General features: G+C 71.2%; 22 protein-coding genes. 10 read left to right on the top strand and 12 right to left on the bottom strand.

Annotated elements, in window-relative coordinates; translation table 11 throughout:
* Positions 1-21: 21 nt before the first annotated feature.
* Positions 22-1,863 (bottom strand): phosphoenolpyruvate carboxykinase (GTP), encoded by a 1,842-nt coding sequence (locus tag IF06_RS0110950; RefSeq protein ID WP_013284057.1) that lies wholly within the window; start codon positions 1,861-1,863, stop codon positions 22-24.
* Between the two features lie 490 nt (positions 1,864-2,353).
* Between IF06_RS0110950 and IF06_RS0110945 the strand changes: the two genes are divergently transcribed.
* Both IF06_RS0110945 and IF06_RS0110940 read left to right on the top strand, forming a co-directional pair.
* Positions 2,354-2,890: a GtrA family protein gene (locus tag IF06_RS0110945; RefSeq protein WP_013284056.1), complete on the top strand. Its 537-nt coding sequence runs from the start codon at positions 2,354-2,356 to the stop codon at positions 2,888-2,890.
* Between the two features lie 62 nt (positions 2,891-2,952).
* A complete protein-coding gene (locus IF06_RS0110940; protein WP_030270720.1) occupies positions 2,953-3,648 on the top strand; it encodes a GtrA family protein in 696 nt (231 codons plus the stop codon).
* 56 nt (positions 3,649-3,704) lie between these two features.
* On the opposite strand, the gene IF06_RS0110935 is transcribed toward IF06_RS0110940, so the two are convergent.
* On the bottom strand, positions 3,705-4,274 hold the full coding sequence (locus tag IF06_RS0110935) for a PH domain-containing protein (RefSeq protein ID WP_013284054.1): 570 nt from the start codon (positions 4,272-4,274) through the stop codon (positions 3,705-3,707).
* Positions 4,275-4,416: 142 nt separating this feature from the next.
* Positions 4,417-5,289: a biotin--[acetyl-CoA-carboxylase] ligase gene (locus tag IF06_RS0110930; RefSeq protein ID WP_030270718.1), complete on the bottom strand. Its 873-nt coding sequence runs from the start codon at positions 5,287-5,289 to the stop codon at positions 4,417-4,419.
* 96 nt (positions 5,290-5,385) lie between these two features.
* Between IF06_RS0110930 and IF06_RS0110925 the strand changes: the two genes are divergently transcribed.
* Positions 5,386-6,969: an acyl-CoA carboxylase subunit beta gene (locus tag IF06_RS0110925; protein ID WP_030270716.1), complete on the top strand. Its 1,584-nt coding sequence runs from the start codon at positions 5,386-5,388 to the stop codon at positions 6,967-6,969.
* A 43-nt stretch (positions 6,970-7,012) separates the two neighbouring features.
* Here IF06_RS0110925 and IF06_RS0110920 read toward each other — a convergent pair whose 3' ends face one another.
* From IF06_RS0110920 to IF06_RS0110905, 4 genes are all read right to left on the bottom strand, one after another.
* Positions 7,013-7,897, bottom strand: coding sequence for a hypothetical protein (locus IF06_RS0110920; RefSeq protein ID WP_030270714.1), 885 nt, complete (start codon positions 7,895-7,897; stop codon positions 7,013-7,015).
* Entirely contained in the window at positions 7,890-8,393 is a 504-nt protein-coding gene (locus IF06_RS0110915; RefSeq protein ID WP_030270712.1) for a SigE family RNA polymerase sigma factor, read from the bottom strand. The genes IF06_RS0110920 and IF06_RS0110915 overlap by 8 nt, the downstream gene beginning before the upstream one ends.
* Before the next feature lie 59 nt (positions 8,394-8,452).
* Positions 8,453-9,436 carry a ketopantoate reductase family protein gene (locus IF06_RS0110910; protein WP_030270710.1) on the bottom strand — a complete coding sequence of 328 codons (984 nt, stop codon included), beginning with the start codon at positions 9,434-9,436 and terminating at the stop codon, positions 8,453-8,455.
* 102 nt (positions 9,437-9,538) lie between these two features.
* A complete protein-coding gene (locus tag IF06_RS0110905) occupies positions 9,539-10,282 on the bottom strand; it encodes a M50 family metallopeptidase (RefSeq protein ID WP_013284048.1) in 744 nt (247 codons plus the stop codon).
* A 100-nt stretch (positions 10,283-10,382) separates the two neighbouring features.
* Here IF06_RS0110905 and IF06_RS0110900 point away from each other — a divergent pair, with 100 nt between their 5' ends.
* Positions 10,383-10,931, top strand: a complete 549-nt coding sequence (locus IF06_RS0110900) for a Uma2 family endonuclease (RefSeq protein WP_013474008.1) — start codon at positions 10,383-10,385, stop codon at positions 10,929-10,931.
* Positions 10,932-11,059: 128 nt separating this feature from the next.
* Entirely contained in the window at positions 11,060-11,812 is a 753-nt protein-coding gene (locus IF06_RS0110895; RefSeq protein ID WP_013284046.1) for a GH25 family lysozyme, read from the top strand.
* Positions 11,813-11,876: 64 nt separating this feature from the next.
* Here IF06_RS0110895 and IF06_RS0110890 read toward each other — a convergent pair whose 3' ends face one another.
* Both IF06_RS0110890 and IF06_RS0110885 read right to left on the bottom strand, forming a co-directional pair.
* Complete coding sequence (locus tag IF06_RS0110890; protein ID WP_013284045.1) at positions 11,877-12,089, bottom strand: hypothetical protein; 213 nt, start codon at positions 12,087-12,089, stop codon at positions 11,877-11,879.
* Positions 12,090-12,176: 87 nt separating this feature from the next.
* On the bottom strand, positions 12,177-14,156 hold the full coding sequence (locus IF06_RS0110885; RefSeq protein WP_013284044.1) for a serine/threonine-protein kinase: 1,980 nt from the start codon (positions 14,154-14,156) through the stop codon (positions 12,177-12,179).
* A gap of 91 nt (positions 14,157-14,247) precedes the next feature.
* Between IF06_RS0110885 and IF06_RS0110880 the strand changes: the two genes are divergently transcribed.
* Both IF06_RS0110880 and IF06_RS0110875 read left to right on the top strand, forming a co-directional pair.
* Positions 14,248-14,460, top strand: coding sequence for an acyl-CoA carboxylase subunit epsilon (locus tag IF06_RS0110880; protein WP_030270707.1), 213 nt, complete (start codon positions 14,248-14,250; stop codon positions 14,458-14,460).
* Between the two features lie 101 nt (positions 14,461-14,561).
* On the top strand, positions 14,562-15,014 hold the full coding sequence (locus tag IF06_RS0110875; RefSeq protein ID WP_013284042.1) for a hypothetical protein: 453 nt from the start codon (positions 14,562-14,564) through the stop codon (positions 15,012-15,014).
* Between the two features lie 292 nt (positions 15,015-15,306).
* Here the strand turns inward: IF06_RS0110875 and IF06_RS34840 are convergent, their stop codons facing one another.
* Positions 15,307-15,561, bottom strand: a complete 255-nt coding sequence (locus IF06_RS34840; protein WP_030270705.1) for a hypothetical protein — start codon at positions 15,559-15,561, stop codon at positions 15,307-15,309.
* An 813-nt stretch (positions 15,562-16,374) separates the two neighbouring features.
* Here IF06_RS34840 and mycP point away from each other — a divergent pair.
* Genes mycP through IF06_RS0110855 form a run of 3 tightly spaced genes read left to right on the top strand, consistent with a single transcriptional unit; the run spans position 16,375 to position 18,820 of the window.
* A complete protein-coding gene (gene mycP / locus IF06_RS0110865; RefSeq protein WP_052166156.1) occupies positions 16,375-17,490 on the top strand; it encodes a type VII secretion-associated serine protease mycosin in 1,116 nt (371 codons plus the stop codon).
* Between the two features lie 10 nt (positions 17,491-17,500).
* Positions 17,501-18,157, top strand: coding sequence for a Maf family protein (locus tag IF06_RS0110860; RefSeq protein WP_013284039.1), 657 nt, complete (start codon positions 17,501-17,503; stop codon positions 18,155-18,157).
* Positions 18,158-18,166: 9 nt separating this feature from the next.
* Complete coding sequence (locus tag IF06_RS0110855; protein WP_013284038.1) at positions 18,167-18,820, top strand: O-methyltransferase; 654 nt, start codon at positions 18,167-18,169, stop codon at positions 18,818-18,820.
* Between the two features lie 237 nt (positions 18,821-19,057).
* Here IF06_RS0110855 and IF06_RS0110850 read toward each other — a convergent pair whose 3' ends face one another.
* Positions 19,058-20,578, bottom strand: coding sequence for an MFS transporter (locus IF06_RS0110850; RefSeq protein WP_030270700.1), 1,521 nt, complete (start codon positions 20,576-20,578; stop codon positions 19,058-19,060).
* 63 nt (positions 20,579-20,641) lie between these two features.
* Positions 20,642-21,397 carry an ABC transporter permease gene (locus IF06_RS0110845; RefSeq protein ID WP_013284036.1) on the bottom strand — a complete coding sequence of 252 codons (756 nt, stop codon included), beginning with the start codon at positions 21,395-21,397 and terminating at the stop codon, positions 20,642-20,644.
* Positions 21,398-21,412 lie beyond the last annotated feature (15 nt).

The following is a 21,412-nucleotide window of genomic DNA, read 5'->3' as shown; positions in this document are numbered from 1 at the left end:
CGGGGGCAACAGGCACACCTGTTACTTCTGCGGCTCCGCGTCCAGCCGGGCGCGCAGCGCGTCCAGCTCGGCCCAGAGCACGCCGGGGAGCTTGTCCCCGAACTTCTCGAACCACTCGGTGACCAGCGGCAGCTCGTTGCGCCACTCGTCCGCGTCGACCTTCAGCGCGATCCGGACGTCCTCCGGGGTCATGTCCAGACCCTCGACGTCGAGCGCGTCCTGCGCCGGGACCATGCCGATCGGCGTCTCCACGGCCTCGGCCCGGCCCTCCAGCCGCTCGATGACCCACTTGAGCACGCGGGAGTTCTCGCCGAAGCCCGGCCAGAGGAAGTTGCCCTCGGCGTCCTTGCGGAACCAGTTCACGTAGTAGATCTTGGGCAGCTTGGCCTCGTCGCCGTCCGCGCCCTTGCCCATCTCGATCCAGTGCCGGAAGTAGTCGCCGGCGTTGTAACCGATGAACGGCAGCATGGCCATCGGGTCGCGGCGGACCACGCCGACCGCGCCGGAGGCCGCGGCGGTCGTCTCCGAGGAGAGCGTGGCGCCCATGTAGACGCCGTGCACCCAGTCGCGGGCCTCGGTGACCAGCGGGATGGTGTCCCGGCGGCGGCCACCGAACAGGATCGCGTCGATCGGCACGCCGTTCGGGTCGTAGTAGTCGTCGGCCAGGATCGGGCACTGCGTGATCGGCGTGCAGAAACGGCTGTTCGCGTGCGAGGAGAGGCTCTCGCTCTCCGGCGTCCAGTCGTTGCCCTTCCAGTCGATCAGGTGCGCCGGCGGCTCACCCATGCCCTCCCACCAGATGTCGCCGTCGTCGGTGAGCGCCACGTTGGTGAAGATGGAGTTGCCCCGGTCCAGCGTCCGCATGGCGTTGGCGTTGGTCTTCCAGTCGGTGCCGGGTGCGACGCCGAACAGGCCGTACTCGGGGTTGATCGCGTAGAGGCGGCCGTCCGCGCCGAACCGCATCCAGGCGATGTCGTCGCCGATGGTCTCGACCTTCCAGCCCGGGATGGTCGGCTCCAGCATGGCGAGGTTGGTCTTGCCGCAGGCCGACGGGAAGGCGCCGGCGATGTGGTAGACCTTGCCCTCCGGCGAGGTGATCTTGAGGATCAGCATGTGCTCGGCGAGCCAGCCCTCGTCGCGCCCCATCACGCTGGCGATACGCAGCGAGTAGCACTTCTTGCCGAGCAGCGAGTTGCCGCCGTAGCCGGAGCCGTACGACCAGATCTCCCGGGTCTCCGGGAAGTGCGAGATGTACTTGGTCTCGTTGCACGGCCACGCCACGTCCTGCGCACCCGGCGCGAGCGGGGCGCCGATGGAGTGCAGCGCGTGCACGAAGTCGGCGTCGTCGCCCATCGCCTCCAGGATCGACGACCCCATCCGGGTCATGATCCGCATCGAGGCGACGACGTACGGGCTGTCGGTGATCTCCACGCCGAACATGGGGTTCTCGGCCTCGACCGGGCCCATGCAGAACGGGATGACGTACATGGTGCGCCCGCGCATGCTGCCGCGGTACAGCTCCGTCATCGTCCGCTTCATCTCGGCCGGCGCCATCCAGTTGTTGGTGGGGCCGGCGTCCGCCTCGTCGACGGAGCAGATGAAGGTGCGCTCCTCCACCCGGGCGACGTCCGTGGGGTCGGTACGCGCGTAGAACGAGTTGGGCTTCTTCTCGGGATTGAGGCGGATCAGGGTGCCGTTCTCGACGAGTTCGTCGGTGAGGCGGCGCCACTCCTCATCAGACCCGTCCACCCAGACCACACGGTCCGGGGTGGTCAGTTCCGCGACCTCACGTACCCAGGCGAGCAGCTTGGGGTTGGACGTCGGGGCCTGATCGATACCCCGAACAGCAGCCGGAGCAACCATGTCACTTCTCCTTGTGGTCGACGCTGACCGATCTATGGGGTGCACGAGTTCCGGCGGGCTGGTACGCCGCCTCGTGGAAACCTGGGATTGGGCTCAGCGTAAACCGGACTGCCTCGTCAGTCAGTGGGACTGGTTGTGAAGAACTGCACAAGGTACGGCCACGCTGCGGCATCACGATCTGATACCCGCTTTCGCGCGCAGTTTCACGCAAATCCTGCGGTGAACCTTCGACGGCCGGGTCCGGCACCGAGTGACCGCGACGCCCGATCAAGTTGAAGCGTACGAACATGTCGCGAAAGACGATTCCGTGATGCGCTCCACAGATTCGCACAGCGCGTTACGCTCTGCTCACGGACATCGAGAACGGGCGACGCCTCTCCGACCCCGGCAGCCCGAGCGCGACGGCCGCGGCGAAGCCGTCGTGGCCGACTCGCCGTTGCAGTCCGCCCGGTTACCGCGCAACCGGTACTCTCGGCGGGTGGCCGCGACGATGACCGGAGACCAACCGGGGGCTCCGCAGACCCGCCGGGGTCCGATCGGAGCACTGCTCGACCGTTTCGGTCACCTCATCCACGAGCTGAGCAAGTTCGCCACCGTCGGCGGCCTGGCCTTCGTCGTGGACTTCATCCTCTTCAACTACCTGTCCAGCGGCCGGGACATGGCGCCGCTGGCCGCGAAGACCATCTCCACGGTGATCGCCGCGACCGTCGCCTTCCTCGGCAACCGGTTCTGGACGTGGCGGCACCGGCAGCGGTCGAACCCGGCCCGCGAGTACGCGCTGTTCTTCTTCTTCAACGCGGTCGGCCTCGGCATCGCGGTGGCCTGCCTGGCGATCAGCCACTACGGGCTGGGCGCGATCTGGCCCGCGGTGTTCCAGACGCCCCTGGCCGACAACATCGCCAGCTTCGTCGTCGGCACCGGCCTGGGGACACTCTTCCGGTTCTGGTCGTACCGACGGTTCGTCTTCGTCGAGGCGGGAACACCTCCCGTTCCGGCAACGAGCCACGACCGAGAGTCCGGGGCGTGACGAACCGCCCATCCCGACCCGCCGGGCCCAGCCGGCCCAGCCAACTGCCTAAGGTGTTCCGCATGCCTGGAGTCCGTCTGCTGCCCGAGCGCTGGCAGAAGTTCATCCACGAGGCGCTCAAATTCGGCATCGTCGGCGGCATCAACACCGTCATCAATTACGCGGTGTTCAATGCGCTGGCACTCACGGTTTTCCGTGACGGTCAGCTGAAGGCGACAGTGATCGCGACGATTGTCGCCACGATCACGTCGTATCTGATGAATCGTCACTGGACGTACCGTGATCGACCGAAATCGGCACTCCGGCGCGAATACGTCCTGTTCTTCCTCTTCAACGGCGCGGGTCTGCTCATCGAACTCGGCGTCCTGGCCCTGGCCAAGTACGGCCTCGGCGTACACGGCCTGCTCGCGCTGAACGTCGCCAAGACCATCGGTGTCCTGCTGGCCACGCTGTTCCGCTTCTGGTCGTACCGCACGTTCGTCTTCCAGCCGGTACCCAAGCACGCCGAGGAGACCTGGCACTCGGTGCCGCGTGACGAGTGGGACAACGTCGCCGAGATGGACCCGGTGGCCGAGCTGGCCGAGTCGGTCAGCGAGCTGGAGGAGGAGGAACCAGCTCCGGGCGCCGGCCGGGTGGCCGACTTCCCGCCACCGCGTGGCCGCCCCGCACCCGCGGACGCCGGACTGGGTGGCGCGCTCGGCACCGACCTGGACGCCGAACTCGCCGCGGAACTCGAGCCCCGCCGCGCCCGCCGCTGAACGACGAAAGGCCGGCACCCCTGACACGGGGTGCCGGCCTTTTCCGTCGGTCAACGTCAGGGCTGGTCGCGCAGGGCCTTGCCCTCGGTCATGTCGGCCAGGATCTCGCGCATCTCGCCGTCACCCAGGCTGTGCTTGTCGTGGTGCGCCTCGACCAGCTCGTAGAGCTTCGTCTGAACCTTGTCCACGCCCGGCACGTCGTGCAGCACCGACTGGCCGCGCTCACCCGCCGACTCGATGGTCAGCGTGCCGCAGCCGAGCAGCCGCTCCACGAAACGCTGGTGCATGGCGTGGTCGTTGATCCGGGTCAGCGGCAGGTCCCGCCGGTTACGCGACAGCACCCCCTGCTGGAGCAGCACCCGCTCGTTGGTGAACAGGTAGTGCGTGGTGCGCCAGACCAGGAACGGCCACAGACCCAGCCACAGCACCAGCGCCAGGCCGACCACCGCGATCGCGTAGAGCGCGATCGTGCCGCCGCTGCCGTCGGGCAGCAGGAGCCACCCGGCGACGACCGCCGCGACGGCGAGCACGAGCACCAGGACCGGCCGGATCAGGGCCTTCCAGTGCGGGTGCAGGTGCAACACGACGTGCTCGTCCTCGGTGAGCACGTCTTCGGGGAACGCCACGGCTGAACCTCCTCGCAGAACCGGACGCGCTGACCGTAACCGGTCGGCGCATCCGGCCGGCATCGGCCGCGCGGACGGCTACCCGTGGTTGTTAACAGGGGGCCCTTCCTCTACCGGAGGCGTTAAGAGGGTGCCCTTCCTTTCACCGCAGGTGCAGCACGTCGCCTGCGGCCAGCCGCAACGTCTCGGCGCCCGTCTCGACCAGGAGCTGCCCGTCGGTGTCCACGCCGGTGGCGGTGCCGTGCGCCTCGCTGCCGTCGGGCAGCAGCACCCGCACCCGGCGGCCGACTGTGGCGCACCCCGCCAGGTACGCCTCACGCAGCCCACTGGCCTCCGCCTCGCCTCCGGCGTCACGCCAGCGCTCGTACCAGTCGGCGAGCGAGCGCAGCAGCGCCCGCAGCAGCGGATCGCGGTCGGTGGCGGTGGCGCCGGCGAGCTGGAGCGACGTGGCGGGCAGCCCGGTCGGGTTCTCGGGCAGCTCGTCGGCGCGCAGCGTCACGTTCAGCCCGACACCGACCACGATCGCGGGGGGCCTGTCGTTCTCCCCCGGCACCGCCTCGGCCAGCACCCCGGCGCACTTCGCCCCGTCCACCAGCAGGTCGTTGGGCCACTTCAGCCGCGCGTCCAGCTCGGCCAGCAGCCGTACCGCCTCGGCCAGCGCGACACCGGCCAGCAGCGGCAGCCAGCCGTACCCGGTGGTGGGCACGGGCGACCAGCCGCGCTCCGCGACCGCCTCGCCGGGCCGCAGCAGCACGCTCGTCGCGAGACCGGCGCGCGGCGGCGACTGCCAGACGCGGCCCCGGCGGCCGCGGCCGGCGGTCTGCCGCTCGGCGACCACCACCAGGCCCTCCGGCTCGCCGGCCCGCGCCGCGGCCACCACGTCCGCGTTCGTCGAGCCGGTCTCGGCCAGCAACTCCAACCGGCGCCAGGGCCCGTGCGGCGCGACGAGCGCGCGCTGCAGCCGGGCCGCCGACAGCGGCGGTCGGTCCAGATCGGTGTACGGCGAGCCGTGCATCCCGCCAGCCTACGGCCACCGGGTCCGCCGGTCGCCGCGAAGCGGTGAGGCGCACTGCACAGCCTCAGACACCTGAACCATCGTTATATTCCACGGGTGACTACCGAGACCGGGTTCAACATCCACACGACCGCCGGCAAGCTGGCGGACCTGGAGCGACGGCTCGACGAGGCGGTGCACGCCGGGTCGGCACGCGCGGTCGAGAAGCAGCACGCGCGGGGCAAGAAGACCGCCCGCGAGCGGATCGAGATGCTCCTCGACGAGGGCTCGTTCGTCGAGCTGGACGAGTTCGCCCGGCACCGCTCGACCAACTTCGGGCTGGAGAAGACCCGCCCGTACGGGGACGGCGTGGTGACCGGCTACGGCACCGTGGACGGCCGGCAGGTCTGCGTCTTCTCGCAGGACTTCACCGTCTTCGGCGGCTCCCTCGGCGAGGTCTTCGGCGAGAAGATCGTCAAGCTGATGGACCTCGCCATGAAGATCGGCTGCCCGGTCGTCGGCATCAACGACTCCGGCGGCGCGCGGATCCAGGAGGGCGTCACCTCCCTCGGCCTCTACGGCGAGATCTTCTTCCGCAACGTCCGGGCCAGCGGCGTCATCCCGCAGATCTCGCTGATCATGGGCCCGTGCGCGGGCGGCGCCGTCTACTCCCCGGCGGTCACCGACTTCACCGTCATGGTCGACCAGACCTCGCACATGTTCATCACCGGCCCCGACGTGATCAAGACGGTCACCGGCGAGGACGTCGGCATGGAGGAACTGGGCGGCGCCCGCACCCACAACACCCGCAGCGGCAACGCGCACTACCTCGGCACCGACGAGGAGGACGCGATCGAGTACGTCAAGGCGCTGCTGTCGTACCTGCCGTCGAACAACCTGGACGAGCCGCCGGTCTTCGACGCGCCCGCGATCCTCGACGTCACCGATTCCGACCGCGAGCTGGACACGCTGATCCCGGACTCGGCGAACCAGCCGTACGACATGCACCGGGTCATCGAGCACGTGCTCGACGACGGCGAGTTCCTCGAGGTGCAGCCGCTGTACGCGCAGAACATGGTGGTCGGTTTCGGCCGCGTCGAGGGGCGCCCGGTGGGCGTGGTGGCGAACCAGCCGATGCAGTTCGCCGGCACGCTCGACATCGCCGCGTCGGAGAAGGCGGCCCGGTTCGTGCGCACCTGCGACGCGTTCAACGTGCCGGTGCTCACCTTCGTCGACGTGCCCGGCTTCCTGCCCGGCACCGGCCAGGAGTGGGACGGCATCATCCGCCGCGGCGCGAAGCTCATCTACGCGTACGCCGAGGCCACCGTCCCGAAGGTCACAGTCATCACCCGCAAGGCCTACGGCGGCGCGTACGACGTGATGGGCTCCAAGCACCTCGGCGCGGACCTGAACTTCGCCTGGCCGACCGCGCAGATCGCGGTGATGGGCGCGCAGGGCGCGGTGAACATCCTCTACCGCTCGGAGCTGGCGAACGCCGAGGACCCGGCCGCCGTCCGCGCCGAGAAGATCGCCGAGTACGAGGACACGCTCGCCAACCCGTACATCGCCGCCGAGCGCGGCTACGTCGACGGGGTGATCCCGCCGCACGAGACGCGTACCCAGATCGTGCGGGCGCTGCGGGTGCTGCGCACCAAGCGCGAGACGCTGCCGCCGAAGAAGCACGGCAACATCCCGCTGTAGCGCGTCGGGTGCCCCCGCCGGGAGATCGGCGGGGGCACCGGCGTCAGCAACCCGGGTTCGCGGCCACGCACATCCGCTCGGCCGCGACCCGGGCCATCTGCCGTACCTGTTCCTCGGTCACCCTGGCCTCGGGCACCTGGCCCTGGGGCAGGTCGGTCCGCAGCCGGCCGGACGGGATCAGCACCGTCACCAGGTCACCCACCCTTACGACCAGCCGGTCCTCGTACAACGGCGCATAGCCGGGCGGCCGGCCGGTCGCCTGGTCCGGCGGCACGCTCGCCTCGTGGCGCAGCAGCAGCGCCTGATCGCCGGCGAAGCCGCTCGCCGCGACGTACCAGCGGTGCACGACCTCGGCGCTGACCATCCCCCGCTCGGTGTAGGCCTGGCCCGTCGTCCGCCACGCGCCGCAGGCCGCGACAGTGCCCTCCAGGTCGGTGACGAACCGGCCCGCCGCCCCGGGTTCCATCCGGTAGACCTCTTGGGTGAGGACCGATCCGACGGTGGTCGCGGGCTCGGTCGGCGGTTCCATCAGGGTCTGCGACCGCGAGTAGCGCGAGCGCGGTTCCTCGGCCGGCCGCCCCTGTTCCCCGGCGCAGACCTGGAGGAGGTCGTCGACCCGGACCGGCTCGTCGAGGCCGGTCTCGCTGAGCCGCTCGCCTGTGGGAACGGGGATGTCGGCCGGTTCCAGCATCGCCTCGGCCACGATCTCCCCCGGCCCGTCGACGGCGCCGGCGGGCGGTGGCGGCGCACCACCCCGGTCCACGAGGGTCGCGGTGAGCGCCGCGACGACCACCACCGAGACCGCGGCGAGTGCGGCGGAGCGCCGGCTGCGCCGCCGGGCCGTGGCCCGGATCGCCTCCGGCTCCGGCCAGGTGACGTTGCGCAGGTCCCGGTGCAGCAACTCCACGAGCGCGACGTCGTCAGGCATCTGCCGCCTCCTCTTCCAGGTCCACCACGGCGAGCAGCCCGGCGAGCGCGTTCCGCCCCCGGGACAGCCGGGCCTTGACGGTGCCGATCGGGGCCTCGGTCTCCCGCGCCACCTCGGCGACCGGCATGCCGAGCAGGTAGTGCATGGCGATCGCGGTGCGCTGGGCCTCGGGCAGCCGGCGCAGCGCGGCGACCACGTCCAGCGTCTCGGTGCTCGGCGCCGGCACGTCCGCCACCGCGCCGTGCCGCAGGTAGGCGCGCGCCCGGCTGCGCAGGCTGCGCCAGCGGCTCACCGCGATCCGGCTCGCCACCACACGTACCCATGCCTCCGGGTCGTCGTACGCACGCACTGTGGACCACCGCTGCCAGGCCCGGATGTACGCCTCCTGCACGGCGTCCTGCGCCTCGGCGAGGTCGCCGGTGAGCACGTAGACGAAGCCGAGCAGCCGCTGCCGGCTGCCCCGGTAGAACTCGTCGAAGCCGTCGCTGTCGGGCACCTGCCACCTCCCCGTGTTCGTGAGGGGACACGCCTGGCGGCGCGGCGCGGGTTGCCCGCTCAGCCGAGCAATTTCTCCAACTCGCCGAGCGGGAAGCCGCCGGCCGGGATCCGGTCGCGGACGGCCCGGCGTACCGCGGTCTGCACCGCCGCGTTGGCCGGGGTGGGTACGCCGTGCAGTCGCCCGAGCAGCACGATCTCGCCGTTGAGGTGGTCGGTCTCGACCGAGCCCGCACCACGGGCCAGGCTCTGCCAGGTGGAGCCGCCGGAGCGCTCCGCGCCGCCCACCGGCCGGTGCGACACCAGGTCACCGCGTTCCGCGGCCTCCTCCTCGACCGAGGTGTGGGCGATGCCGGCGGCGGCGAGCGCCGCCTCGCCCTCGGCGCGTACCCGCGTCGACAGGGCTTCGGGCACGTCCCGGCCGAGCAGCGCCTGGAGGCCGTTGCCGAGGTTGGCGAGCAGCTTGCCGTACTTCCAGCGCATCACGTCGTCGCGCACCGGCGCGACGAACCCGGCGGCGGTCAGGTCGGCGGCGACCGCGCGGCTGGTGTCGTCGGCACCGCTCGGGTAGCGGCCGATGTGCAGCATGCCCGGATGCGGATGGCCGTTGGCGACCACCACGCCCGGCTCCAGGTGGGTGGCGGGCAGCCACACGCACACCGGGTGTACGCGGGCGAAGCGCCGCAGCGCGGCCGGCTCGTTCGCGACGCCGTTCTGGGCCAGCACGACCGGCAGCCGTTCGCCCGCCGTCCCGCCACCCTCGACCGGGGCGTCCGCCCAGACGTCGAGCGCCGACACGGTGTCCTGCGACTTCACGGTGAGGACCAGCACTGTGTCCGCCGGCAGCGGCGGCCCGTCCGGCCCGGCCACCGCCGGGAGCCGGCCGGTCACGTCACGGTCCGGCGTGCGCAGCGTCAGACCCCGCTCCCGCAGCGCGTCCAGGTGCGCGCCGCGGGCCACGAGCGTCACGTCGTGGCCGGCGTCGGCCAGGAGTACGCCGATGGTGCCGCCGACCGCGCCCGCTCCGATGATCACGTATCGCACGGTCCGATTCTGCCCTGCCACGTAGCGGCCCGCTCCGCGGCGCGATACGGCGTGCTGCGGCCGGCTCGGCGCGGCTCGGCGCGTTCGTGCGGCTCGGCACGGTCAGCCGGTGAGCCCCGCGTCGGCCAGGATCGGGCCGGCCAGCAGCAGCGCTCCGGCGGCGAGTGCGCCCACGCTCACCAGCAGGAACAGGCCCACCCAGAACAGCGCCGGGAACGGCGTGATCCGGGCGAGCTGGTCGGCGTCGGACTGCGGCATCCGGCCCCGGGCGCGTTGCCGGTGCAGCTCGAACACCGGCCGTACGCCGCCGATCAGCAGGAACCAGACCGACGTCCAGGCGAACGCGGCCTGCACCTCGGGCGAGGTGTACCAGGAGACGGCGAGCACCACCCCACCGGTGACAAGTAGCGACAGCACGCCGAACAGGTTGCGGATCATCACCAGCATGGCCAGCAGCAGCGCCACCGCGAGCCAGAGCAGCAGCGTGATCCGGTTCCCGGCCAGCAGCCACGCGCCGCCGAGGCCGAGCAGCGACGGCGCGACGTATCCGGCGAGCAGCGTGAGGATCATGCCGGGCCCGGTGGGACGGCCGGCGGAGAGCGTGAGCCCGGAGGTGTCCGAGTGCAGCCGGATGCCGTGCAGCCGCCGGCCGGTGAGCAACGCGACGAGCGCGTGGCCGCCCTCGTGCGCGATGGTCACCGCGTTACGGGCGATCCGCCAGGGCAGCCGGGCCACGACCACCGCGAGCGCGACCACGGCGGTGACCACCACGAGCAGCGGCGGCGGGTCCGGCTGGGCGCTGGTCAGCGTGTCCCAGAGCGTGGTGAGACCGTCGATCAGGGGCATGGGCGGGGAGCCTACCGCCCCGAGCCGTGTCGTTCGACCGGCGTGCTCCCGCAGCCGGTCAGACTTGGCCGGGCAGTTACTGGAACGGAGATGATGTCGGGTGGATTCGGTAACTGGTGCGTCCGTGACCCCGCTGACCGAGGCCGATTATCTCGCGATGGGCGACGGTCACCACCGCGTCGAACTGTTCGACCGAGGACTGGTCGTCAGCCCCGCCCCGGACCTGCGGCATCAGCGGGTGGTGCGCCGGTTGGCGAACGCCGTCGAGTCGGTGGCCGCGCCGGTCGGGTTCTGCGTCCATCACGGCGTCAACGTTCGGCTCGGCGTCGACCGGATCATGATCCCCGACCTCGTCGTCACAGATGCCGACGACGAGGGCGCGATCCTGGACGCGGAACGTGTGGCGCTGGTCGGCGAGGTCGTCTCGCCCCGGAACTCCGGAGTCGACCGGGTGTTGAAGATGCAGCTCTACGCGATCGCCCGAATTCCGTGGTACCTGCTCGTCGAGCAGGACGGCGACAGCCACTCGCTGCGACTGCACCGGCTCGACGGCGCGCACTACGTCGAGGACGCGGTGGCCAAGGCGGGCGAGACGCTGAGTGTCACCGAGCCGTTCCGCTGGGCGATGGACCCGAGCGACCTGCGCTGATCCGCAACTGTCGCGCCACCTGGGCGAACGACGACCGTCGATGAAAATTTCCTTTCCCCCTATTGCGATCTAGGGCACTAAGCTCCAAAGATGGGCGTCAATAGACGGACGTCCCTCTGGAGGCAACCATGGCCCGTACCAGACTCTCCGTACGCCGGCTTCTCGCCGCCGGCCTGGCCGCCGCCGCCACCGCGGCCGCGGCCCTCGTGGCGACCGCCGGACCGGCCGCCGCCGCGACCACGCCCGGGATCGACGTCTCCCGGTACCAGGGCAGCATCAACTGGACCAGCGTGCGCAACTCGGGCATCCAATTCGCCTTCATCAAGGCCACCGAGGGTACGAGCTACAAGGACCCGAACTTCAACGCGAACTACGTCAACGCGTACAACGCCGGGGTGATCCGCGGGGCGTACCACTTCGCCCGGCCGAACATCTCCGCCGGTTCCACCCAGGCCAACTACCTGGCCAGCAACGGTGGCGCCTGGTCGGCCGACAGCCGTACGCTTCCCGCCGCGCTGGACATCGAGGGCAACCCGTACAGCGGCGGCTACTGCTACGGCCTGAGCACCACCGGCATGCGCAACTGGATCCAGGACTTCCTGAACACCTACCGCTCCCGCACCGGCCGGTACGCGGTCATCTACACCACAACGAGCTGGTGGAACCAGTGCACCGGCAGCTGGACCGGCCCGTGGGCCAACCACCCGCTGTGGCTCGCCCGCTGGGCCAGCGCGCCGGGCACCCTGCCGGCCGGCGCCCCGTTCTGGAGCTTCTGGCAGTACACCAGCACCGGCTCCGTCTCCGGGATCAGCGGCAACGTCGACCGCAACTACTGGAACGGTGACCGCAGCCGGCTGATCGCGCTTGCCAACAACACCTGACCGGCGCGCGAAAGCAATGGGACCGCCTCGTCTCGGGGCGGTCCCGCTGTCGTCGTACCCGAGGTCAGGCTCTGCGGCGCGCGGTGGCCGGGACGGGCACCGGCGTCCGGCGCATCAGGCGCCACGCCGCCACACCGGCGACAGTGAGCGTCAGCACGCCGAGGACCGCGACCGGCGCGGACAGGCCGGCGCTGATCAGGAGCAGTACGACGTCGCCGAGCGCCACGAGCATCCACAGTGCCAGCCGCGGGCCGGTGTACCTCCGTCGGTAACCCATGTCGCGCCTCCTTCCGTCGTCGGAGGGATTCATACCCCCGACGACGGAAAGCCATGCGAGCGAGTTTCGTAACCGCGGGATTCCCGGTCAGTTCTTGCGGTCCGGCACGAAGCCCTTGGTGATGATCTCCCAGTTGGCCAGGTTGGCGTCCCAGTCCTTCGCGGGCACCTCCCAGCGCAACGCGAAGCCCCGGTTGCCGGCGGTCGCCACACCCCGGTTGCGGACGTGGAAGCGGGTGTCGCCGTTGCGCGTCTCCAGCCAGTCCCAGTCGGCGCAGGTGCGGTAGTAGCCGTCGCACTTGGTGATGCCGACCAGCTTGTAGCCCCGCACACGCGACGCGCGGTACGGCTCCTGTTTCTGCCAGTCGGTGTACGCGTCGGGCTTCGGATCGGACGTCCACTGGATGAACAGCACCCGCCGGCTGCCGCCGACCTCGTAGAGCACGACGTTGTCCCCGCCGACCCGCGCCTGGAAGTTCTCCGGGATCGGCACCTTGAAGCCGTTCGGGCCGGTGTAGAGGCGCCAGCCGGCCGGCAACGCGGCCCCGGACGCCGACGGGCTGGCCGACGGCGTGGGGCTGGCCGACGCCGCCGGGGCGCTCGGCGACGCGCTCTCGCTCGGCGCGGGCGGCGGCGCCACCGACGCCGAGGTGCCGGCCGTCGGCTCACCGCCGTCGCCGTCGTCACCGTTGTTCAGCAGCGGCACGGCCACCACCAGGCCGACGAGCAGCAGCAGGACCAGTGCGCCGATCAGCAGGTTGCGCCGGTTGGGCGCGGACTTCTCGACCGGCAGCACCGTCGCCCGGCCGGTCGACGGCGCGGGATCGGCTGAAGCCGGAGCCGGGCTGACCGGCGCGGAGCCGGACGCGGCCGGGCTCACCGGTGCCGGGGTGTCGGTGACCGGCTCGCCGTCGAGCCGCGTCTCGTCCAGCGCCGGGTCGACGCCGTCCACCCGGGCCTCGTCGTCCACAAGCGTCTCGTCGGTCGAGGGCGCCGGGTCGAGCTTCGCCGTCGGGTCGGCGGGCGGCGGGGTCACCTTCGCGGTGGGCCCGGCGTCCGAGGTGGGCGCCGGCACCTTCGCCGTCGGGTCGGCGGCTGCCGCCGTACCCCCGGTTGCGGCGACCCCGGACGCGGCGCGTTCGGCCTGGTCGGCCGGGCGCGGCGCGGGCACCAGCGGCGGGCGCGGCACGCGCGGACCGTTCGGCCCGGGCCGGCGTACGCCGTCCAGCAGCGAGATGCTCTTGGCCCGCCGGCCGGCGGCCTTGCGCAGCATGCGCTCGGCCACCTCGGCGGTGATCCGCTCGTCCGGGTCCTTGCGCAGCAGGCCCTGGAGCACCGGCTTGAGCGGCCCGGCGTTGCGCGGCGGCGGCATCGGCTCGGTGGCGAGCGCGGCGAGCGTGGCGATCGCCGACGGGCGCGCGTACGGCGACTTGCCCTCGACCGCCGCGTAGAGCGTGGCGCCGAGCGACCAGAGGTCCGCCTCCGGGCCGGCAGTGCCGTCGCGGGCGCGCTCCGGCGAGATGTACGCGGGCGAGCCCAGCACCATGCCGGTGCGCGTCACGTTCGGGTCGCCGGGGATGGTGGCCAGGCCGAAGTCGGTGAGCACCACGCGGCCGTCCTCGCCGAGCAGCACATTGCCCGGCTTGACGTCGCGGTGCATGATCCCGGCCTTGTGCGCGGCCTTCAACGCGTTCAGCACGCCGAGGCCGATCTCGACCGCCTTCGCCACCGAGACCGGGCCGTCCTCGGCGATGGTGTCCTGCAACGACTTCGACGCCACGTACTCCATGACGATCCACGGATCGCCGTCGGTGCGCAGCACGTCGAAGATGCGGACCACGTTGACGTTGTTGAGCCGGGCGATCGCCCGCGCCTCACGCAGCGAGCGCTCACGCATCTCGCGGCGCTCCTCCGGGGTGAGGCCGGGGGGCGGGACCAGTTCCTTGATGGCCACGTCCCGGTGCAGCACCTCGTCCCGCGCCTTCCAGACGCGGCCCATGCCGCCTTGACCGAGCGGCGTGAGAAGCCGGTATCGGTCGGCGACGAGTTGGGGGAGCGCGTTCGACATCGCAGAAACCGTACCCGGCCGCTGCGACGCCCACACCGTCGGCACGCCACTGTACGGCGAAGGTCGAATTCGCGACGCGTACCCTTGGGTCATGTCTGCCGAGGAGCCGCTGTTCCGGATCGTCCGTGGCGTGCCCACCGCCGAGGAGCTGGCCGCTCTGGTCGGCGCGATCGTGGTCCGCACCCGCCCGGCCCAGGCCGCCGCGCCGCCCCCCGTGTCGCAGTGGGCGCGCAGCGCACGCCCCGCCCTGGCCGGGCCCGTCGCGGGGCCCGGCGCGTGGCGGGCCTCCGGCCTCCCCCGCTGACCTCACCTCCCGCCCGCGGCGACGGGGCGGGGCTGCCGGGATCAGCGTCGAGCCATTAACCTCACTCAGGGAAACCGTGTGGTGACGGGCAGGAGGCTCCGATGATCCCGGAGGACAACCAGCCAGCCGGCTGGCTGCGCGGCTACGGCGGCATCGAGGCCGACATCCGGCAGATGCGGGAGTTCGCCGACCGCCTCCAGGACGAGGTGACGCGCAACTACTCGCCGCACCTGTCCTACATCGCCGACGACATGAAGGCGCCGGTGCCCAACCCGGCCGACGCCTTCATCGAGCTGGTCCAGTTCCTCCAGGCCCACCACGACACCCAGACCGCCGCGGTGAGCGCCGTGTGGGATCTCGCACCGGCGACCGGCCGCCTCGCCGACGCCGCCGGACGGATCGCCGCCCACTACGGCGACGCCGACGCGTTCTCCTCCGCCCGAGTGGCCGACGTCGAACGAGCGCTCGCCGGGCCGTCGAGCACCGTCGCCCGCCCGATGCCGCCACTGGCCGACCCCACCGCCCCCGAACAGAGCCGGGTGATCCTGCCGTGATCGAACGGGGCAGCGGACGCACCTCCGGGCTGACCGACTGGCGGCTGATGGACGTCCTCAGCATGTGGGCGTGCGTGCAGGACCAGGACACCGCCGGCCAGTGGAAGCAGGTGGCCGGCTGGCGCAAGGTCTGCGACCTCGCCCTGGCCCACCTGAGCCGCCTTCGGGAATACCGGCGCGGTCTGGCCGAGGCGTGGCCGCCGGAGACCAACACCGCCGCGCGGGCGTACATCGCCGAACTCGACCAGCTCATCGACCGCGTGCAGCGCACCCACGACGCCGCCGCCGCGAACTACGACGCGTTGGCGGCCGCCGCCCGCGCCATCGGCAGCGCGCGGGCCGAGCTGCAGCCGCTGCACGAGGAGTACGCGAAGAAGCTGCGGCAGAAGCAGGCGTACGAGGCGACGATCGCCGACCCGAAGGCGGTGGCGGGCAGCCGGTTGCCGGAACGGCCCCCGGTGACGGACGACGACCTGGAGCAGTTGAACGTCCGGGCACGCGGGTTGATGACGGGGTTGAGCGGCGAACTCCAGCACGCCCAGGTCATGCTTCGCCAGCCACCACCGAAGCCAAAGCTCCCGCGGCAAACTGAAGACACAGACACTTACGCCTCTACGGCACCAATAATTCCCCCTGTAGTTCCGGTGCCGACATCCGTCCCGGATAATCCTCAACACCGTGCCGGGCCCGTATCTCGTCCTGCAGCCATTTCAACCGAAGCGAACAGGGGACCTGTCCTCGGCGGTATCAGCACCGGCGTCGCCCCTCCAACGCCTAGCGCTGCACCCGGCCTACCGCCACACCCAGGCTCCGTTGGTCCTACCGGCGGCGGAGCGTTTACCCCGCCAATCGCTCCGATCACCGGTTCGACCCTCAAACCGCCGACGCCAAACACACCTGGGGGCATTCCGCCGGGACGATTCTCGGGCGGATCGCCACCCCCTCCGCCCAAGTCGGCGCCCATCGGCGGCGTCATCGGTGGAGGCCCGGCAGTTGGGCTGCCACCTACGAATGGCGGCACGAGTGGACGACGAGTCAATCCGGTGGGCGGCGTGATTGGTGGAGGAGGGGCGGGAACTGCCCCAACTGGAGGTGCCGGCTCTCGACCGGGCACGGGAAGATTGCTCTCGTCCGGCACTCCGGGCGCCATCCCTTTGGGGGGAGGCCCCGGTTCGACAGCTTTTGGCCCGGCGAGCTTCAGTACGCCCACGACAAGAGCCAAGCCTCATACCGGAACCGATGATGAGAAATCATGGGATCCTGACGATCCTTGGCAAGTCACCGAGGGCGTCGATCCTGTCATGCGCCCACCCGATGACCGCCCCCCAGATCCGGGACCTGCAATCGGCCTCGATCGATAATGAACCTCTCCCTGGTAGTTCGCTTGGCCTCCGCCTGCCTAGCCAGCTCCGTCTTGGCCGCACCAGCGGCAGCAACGGCTCCAAATGTTCGTCAGGACCAGTGGCACCTCAGATTTCTGAACGCAGCTGCAGCTCAGGCAATGAGCGAGGGCGAGGGAGTAACCGTCGCAGTCCCGGACACAGGGATCGACCCTCATCCGGACTTGAGGGAAAACCTGCTTGCAGGCACCGATCTGTCGAGCGAAGGAGATGGTCGACAAGACCGAGACGGGCACGGCACATCCATGGCTGGCCTTATTGCGGCGCACGGGCAGCGTGACAACAGCGGTGCCCTCGGCGTGGCACCAAGGGCTAAGCTGCTGCCAATCCGCACACGACTCGTCGACGGCAGAGGAAGCGCAGACGAGCTGGCAGCGAGCGTGGAATGGGCGGTGGCTAACCACGCTGACGTAATCAGCATCTCGGCAGTAGCAGGGGCAACCAGTCGCCTGCAGGGCGCTATTCGATCAGCGCTAAAAGCGGAGATCGTCGTAGTTGCTGCGGTCGGCAATCAGCCAGAGGATCCGACTGTCGGCTACCCCGCGTCTGAGCCCGGCGTTATCGGCGTGGGTGGCATCGACAGGTCCGGGCTACACGCCCCAATCTCAGCCACCGGCCCTGAGATTGATCTAGTTGCTCCTGCTGTCGATATCTACAGCACCAGCTACGACGGCAAGTACTCGAAGGGCACAGGGACTTCCAGCGCCACTGCGATCGTTGCCGGGGCTGCTGCTCTCATCCGCTCCAAGTACCCCAACCTCCCTGCCCAGGAAGTCGCCCACCGGCTGACCGCCACCGCCGTCGACAAGGGGCCACCCGGCCGCGACGACCAGTACGGCTACGGCGTCATCGACCTGGTCGCCGCGCTCACCGCCGACGTACCGCCGCTCGGCTTCGAGTCCTCCAACGTCACGCCACCGGCGTCAGCGGAGGCAGCACCCGACAAGGGTGACGACGGCAGCGCGACCGTACGCGGGCTCGCCACCCTCGGTGTGCTGGTGGCGGCGGGCGGCGGGTACCTGTTCTGGCGGCGCCGCCGACGTGCCGACGACCCGCCGCCGAGGGTCAGCCGGTAGCGTCGGCGGGGTGTCGACCTCCGTACCGGTGCGCCTCGTGCTCGCCTCGCAGTCTCCCGCCCGCCGCAAGTTGCTCCAGGCCGCCGGGATCGAGCCGGACGTGCTGGTCAGCGGCGTGGACGAGTCGCAGGTGGTGAGCGATCGGGCCGAGGATCTGTGCCTGGAGCTGGCCCGGCTGAAGGCGCAGGCGGTACGTGATCGGCTGCGGCCCTCGCCGGACGAGCGCACGCTGGTGCTCGGCTGTGACTCGGTACTCGCCTTCGACGGCGAGATCCTCGGCAAGCCCGATGACGCGGCGGACGCCACCCGGCGGTGGCAGCGGATGCGCGGGCACAGCGGTGTCCTGCACACCGGGCACTGCCTGATCGACGTGACCCACGAGTCGCGCGCCGAGGCCGTCGCCTCGACCACCGTGCACTTCGCGGATGTCAGCGACGACGAGATCGCCGCGTACGTGGCGACGGGCGAGCCGCTGGCCGTGGCGGGCGCGTTCACCATCGACGGGCTGGGCGGGGCGTTCCTGACCGGGATCGAGGGTGACCCGGGCACGGTGGTGGGGTTGTCCCTGCCGTTGCTGCGCCGGCTGCTCGCCGAGGTGGAGCTGAGCATCGTCGACCTGTGGACGAAGATCGCGCCCGGGGGCCAGGAGATCGAACATCTCGGCTAACGTCCGGACATGACCACGAAGCCGCTGCCGCTCACCCCGGAACTGCACGCCTACCTGGTGGCCCACGGGTCCGCCCCGGACGAGATCGTCCAGGAGCTGGCCGAGGAGACCCGGGCGGCCCTGCCCGCCGAGGCGGTCATGCAGGTCGCGCCCGAACAGGCCGCGTTCCTGACGTTCCTGACCCGGCTGCTCGGCGTACGGCAGGCGGTCGAGGTCGGCACGTTCACCGGCCTCTCCTCGCTGGCCATCGCCCGAGGGCTGGCCGAGAACGGCCGGTTGACCTGCTTCGACATCTCCGAGGAGTACACGGGCGTGGCCCGGCGCTACTGGCAGCGCGCCGGTGTTCAGGACCGCATCGAGCTGCGCATCGGCCCGGCCGCGGAGACGCTGCGCGAGCTGCCCCGCGAGCGTTACCTGGACTTCGCGTTCATCGACGCGGACAAGGTCGGCTACCCGATCTACTGGGACGAGCTGGTGCCCCGCATGCGTCCCGGCGCGGTGATCGCCGTCGACAACACGCTGCGCGACGGCCGGGTGCTCGCCCCACGCAACGCCGACGACCGGGCGATCGCCGCGTTCAACGACGCGGTCATCGCGGACGTCCGCGTCGAGGCGGTCATGCTGCCGATCGCCGACGGGGTCACGCTCGCCCGGGTGCTCTGAGCCGACCGAACACAACCTCCCCGAAATGGCGGCATCCCTGAGCACCGGATACCGCCACCTCGCCGACATGGAGTCGATCAAGCCACCCGCACCAAACAGGCAGCGCACGGCGGCCATGACACCCACCGCCGACGACCTCACACTCGCCCGGACGCGCTGAGCCAGCCGAACACAACCTCCCCGAAATGGCGGCATCCCTGAGCGCCGGAAGCCGCCACCTCGCCGACATGGAGTCGATCAAGCCGCGCGGACCGGCGCGGGGAGGGCACGGCCCAGCCGTACGGTCAGCAGCACCGCCACCGCGATGAACGCGGGCAGCAGCAGGAACGCCGGGTGCGGGCCGACGCCGTCGGCCACCCATCCGAGCGCCACCGGCGCGATCCCGAAACCCACACCCATCGAGTACGCGGACCAGCCCGCCGCCTTGTCCGCAGCCGGACCGGCGACGGCCAGCGCGATCGAGATCGCCAACGGGTAGTGCAGCGCGTTGCCGAGCCCGAGCACGACCAGCCCGGTGACCGCGAGCCAGCCGACGGTGCTGCCCCAGAACAGCGCGAACCCGGCCATCGAGACGGTGAGCGCGCCGAGCAGCAGCGGCACCGGCGCCCAGCGCAACGCGGCCCGGCCACCGGCGAGCCGGCCGGCGAACATGCCGCAGACGATCGCAGCGACCGCCGCCGACGCCCCGCCCGCGCTCAGCCCGGCATGGGTCCGCAGCACGTCGGCGGTCCACAACGACAGGCAGACCTCGATCGACCCGGTGACGGACATCAGAACCCAGGCGATCCAGTACGCCCGCGGCAGCCGCCCCGCCGCACCGGAGCCGAAGGAGGAAACGGGCTCCCCGGAGGCGGGAACGGCCGAGGCCCGGACGGAGGAATCGGTGGCGACGGCCTCGACGGCACCGGAGGCGGGAACAACCGAAGCGGGCACGGCAGGAGCGGGCACGGCAGGAGCGGGCACGGCAGGAGCGGGCACGGCAGGAGCGGGCACGGCAGGAGCGGGGACGACCGAAGCAGGCACCACGGGAGCGGGGACGACGGGAGCAGGCACCACGGGACCGGGGACGACGGGAGCGGGGACGACGGGAGCAGGCACGACGGCCTCGGAAACCCCGGGAGCGGGGACGGCGGAGACCCGGGTGGAGGCGGCCACGGGGACGGGTGTGCCGGCAGCCGCGTCAGCGGGGGCGGTTTTCGGCCCGCGTACCCGGAAGGTCAGGGCGGCGAGCGCGACGAGCGTGATCAGCCCGACCTCGACGGCCATCAGCGGTCGCCAGCCGAGACCGGCGTCGACGGTGGCGCCGATGGTCAGCGGCGCCAGGATGCCCATGCCGGCGCAGGCCGCGTTGGCCTCGGTGAGCGCGGCGGGGGCGGCGGGTCCGTGCCGGGCGGTGAGCACCACGCTGACGCCGCTGACGACCATCATGCCGAAGGTGGCGATGACCGCGACGGAGGCGAGCGTGGCCGGCAGCGGGCGGAGCAGGCCGAGCGCGGTGACTCCGGCAGCGACACCGGCGAGGCCGAGCCAGATGGCCGGGCCGCGGCCGAGGCGGCGGGCGACCGGGGCGAACAGCGCGCCGCCGGCGAGCGCGCCCACGGCGATGCCGGTGCTGTGCAGGCCGGCGACGGCGGCGCTGGTGCCCTGTTCGTCGCGGAGCAGGGGTACGACCGGGCCGAACCCGTAGAGGAAGAAGCCCCACAGACCGAGCTGGGCGTAGGTCAGCCAGGTGATCCGGTCACGGGTGAGGCGGGGCACCAGCCTTACGCTACGCGCGCCCGGCCGGTGCCCCGCCCCTGCTGAGAGGTAGGTCTCCCCTGCTCAGCGGACGCTGCGGGCGAACTGGCGGGCGGCCCAGAACACGCCTGCGGCGGCGAGCACCGCGATGATGCCGAGGCCCTGCCAGACGCGGTCGTTGCCGAGGTCGCCGTTGAACAGCGCACGGGTGCCCTCGACCGCCCAGGAGAACGGGTTCCACTTGGCCACGCCCTGGAGCCAGCCGGGGGCGAAGGTGAGCGGCAGCAGGATGCCGGAGAGCAGCAGCACCGGCTGCGCGACTGTGTTCATCAGTGGGGCGAGCGCGTCCTCGCTCTTGACCTTGAGCGCGATGCCGTAGGAGACGGCCGAGGTCATCAGCGCGATGAGGGCGAGCATCAGGTACGCCAGGAGCAGGTTGCCGATGAACACGCGCAGGTCGAACGCGAGCGCCAGCAGCGTGATGATGATCGCCTGAGCGATCAGCGAGACGACGTCGCGCAGCGAGCGGCCGAGCAGCAGGGCGAGCCGGCTGACCGGGGTGACCCGGGAGCGCTCGATCACGCCGGCGCGCAGCTCGGCGATCAGGCCGAACCCCTGGAACAGGCCGCCGAAGATGGCCAGCAGCACGAGCAGGCCGGGCACGAAGATCTTGTACGCGGCGGCCTGGGTGGGCGCGTTCAGCGCCGGCTTGAGCAGCGGGGCGAACAGGAGCAGGTACATCACCGGCTGGAAGACGCCGACGAAGATCCATACCGGGTTGCGCAGCAGCAGTTGCGTCTGGCGTTGGAAGATCAGCCAGGTGTCGCGGGCGAGTTTCATGACAGCTTCTCCGGG

The sequence above is a fragment of the Micromonospora globosa genome (assembly GCF_000717585.1).
GTDB lineage: Bacteria > Actinomycetota > Actinomycetes > Mycobacteriales > Micromonosporaceae > Micromonospora > Micromonospora aurantiaca.
Note: the sequence above shows the minus strand (reverse complement) of the source record. Positions and strands in the feature narration are given on the sequence as shown.

Coding starts and splice junctions, on each gene's coding strand:
- IF06_RS0110890 (WP_013284045.1), bottom strand. CDS start 12,089: ATGGGTTACCGACGGAGGTACACCGGCCCGCGGCTGGCACTGTGGATG.
- IF06_RS0110905 (WP_013284048.1), bottom strand. CDS start 10,282: ATGCCCCTGATCGACGGTCTCACCACGCTCTGGGACACGCTGACCAGC.
- IF06_RS0110930 (WP_030270718.1), bottom strand. CDS start 5,289: ATGCACGGCTCGCCGTACACCGATCTGGACCGACCGCCGCTGTCGGCG.
- IF06_RS34840 (WP_030270705.1), bottom strand. CDS start 15,561: ATGACCTGGGCGTGCTGGAGTTCGCCGCTCAACCCCGTCATCAACCCG.
- IF06_RS0110895 (WP_013284046.1), top strand. CDS start 11,060: ATGGCCCGTACCAGACTCTCCGTACGCCGGCTTCTCGCCGCCGGCCTG.
- IF06_RS0110855 (WP_013284038.1), top strand. CDS start 18,167: ATGACCACGAAGCCGCTGCCGCTCACCCCGGAACTGCACGCCTACCTG.
- IF06_RS0110950 (WP_013284057.1), bottom strand. CDS start 1,863: ATGGTTGCTCCGGCTGCTGTTCGGGGTATCGATCAGGCCCCGACGTCC.
- IF06_RS0110920 (WP_030270714.1), bottom strand. CDS start 7,897: ATGCCTGACGACGTCGCGCTCGTGGAGTTGCTGCACCGGGACCTGCGC.
- IF06_RS0110885 (WP_013284044.1), bottom strand. CDS start 14,156: ATGTCGAACGCGCTCCCCCAACTCGTCGCCGACCGATACCGGCTTCTC.
- IF06_RS0110875 (WP_013284042.1), top strand. CDS start 14,562: ATGATCCCGGAGGACAACCAGCCAGCCGGCTGGCTGCGCGGCTACGGC.
- IF06_RS0110845 (WP_013284036.1), bottom strand. CDS start 21,397: ATGAAACTCGCCCGCGACACCTGGCTGATCTTCCAACGCCAGACGCAA.
- mycP (WP_052166156.1), top strand. CDS start 16,375: ATGAACCTCTCCCTGGTAGTTCGCTTGGCCTCCGCCTGCCTAGCCAGC.
- IF06_RS0110940 (WP_030270720.1), top strand. CDS start 2,953: ATGCCTGGAGTCCGTCTGCTGCCCGAGCGCTGGCAGAAGTTCATCCAC.
- IF06_RS0110880 (WP_030270707.1), top strand. CDS start 14,248: ATGTCTGCCGAGGAGCCGCTGTTCCGGATCGTCCGTGGCGTGCCCACC.
- IF06_RS0110945 (WP_013284056.1), top strand. CDS start 2,354: ATGACCGGAGACCAACCGGGGGCTCCGCAGACCCGCCGGGGTCCGATC.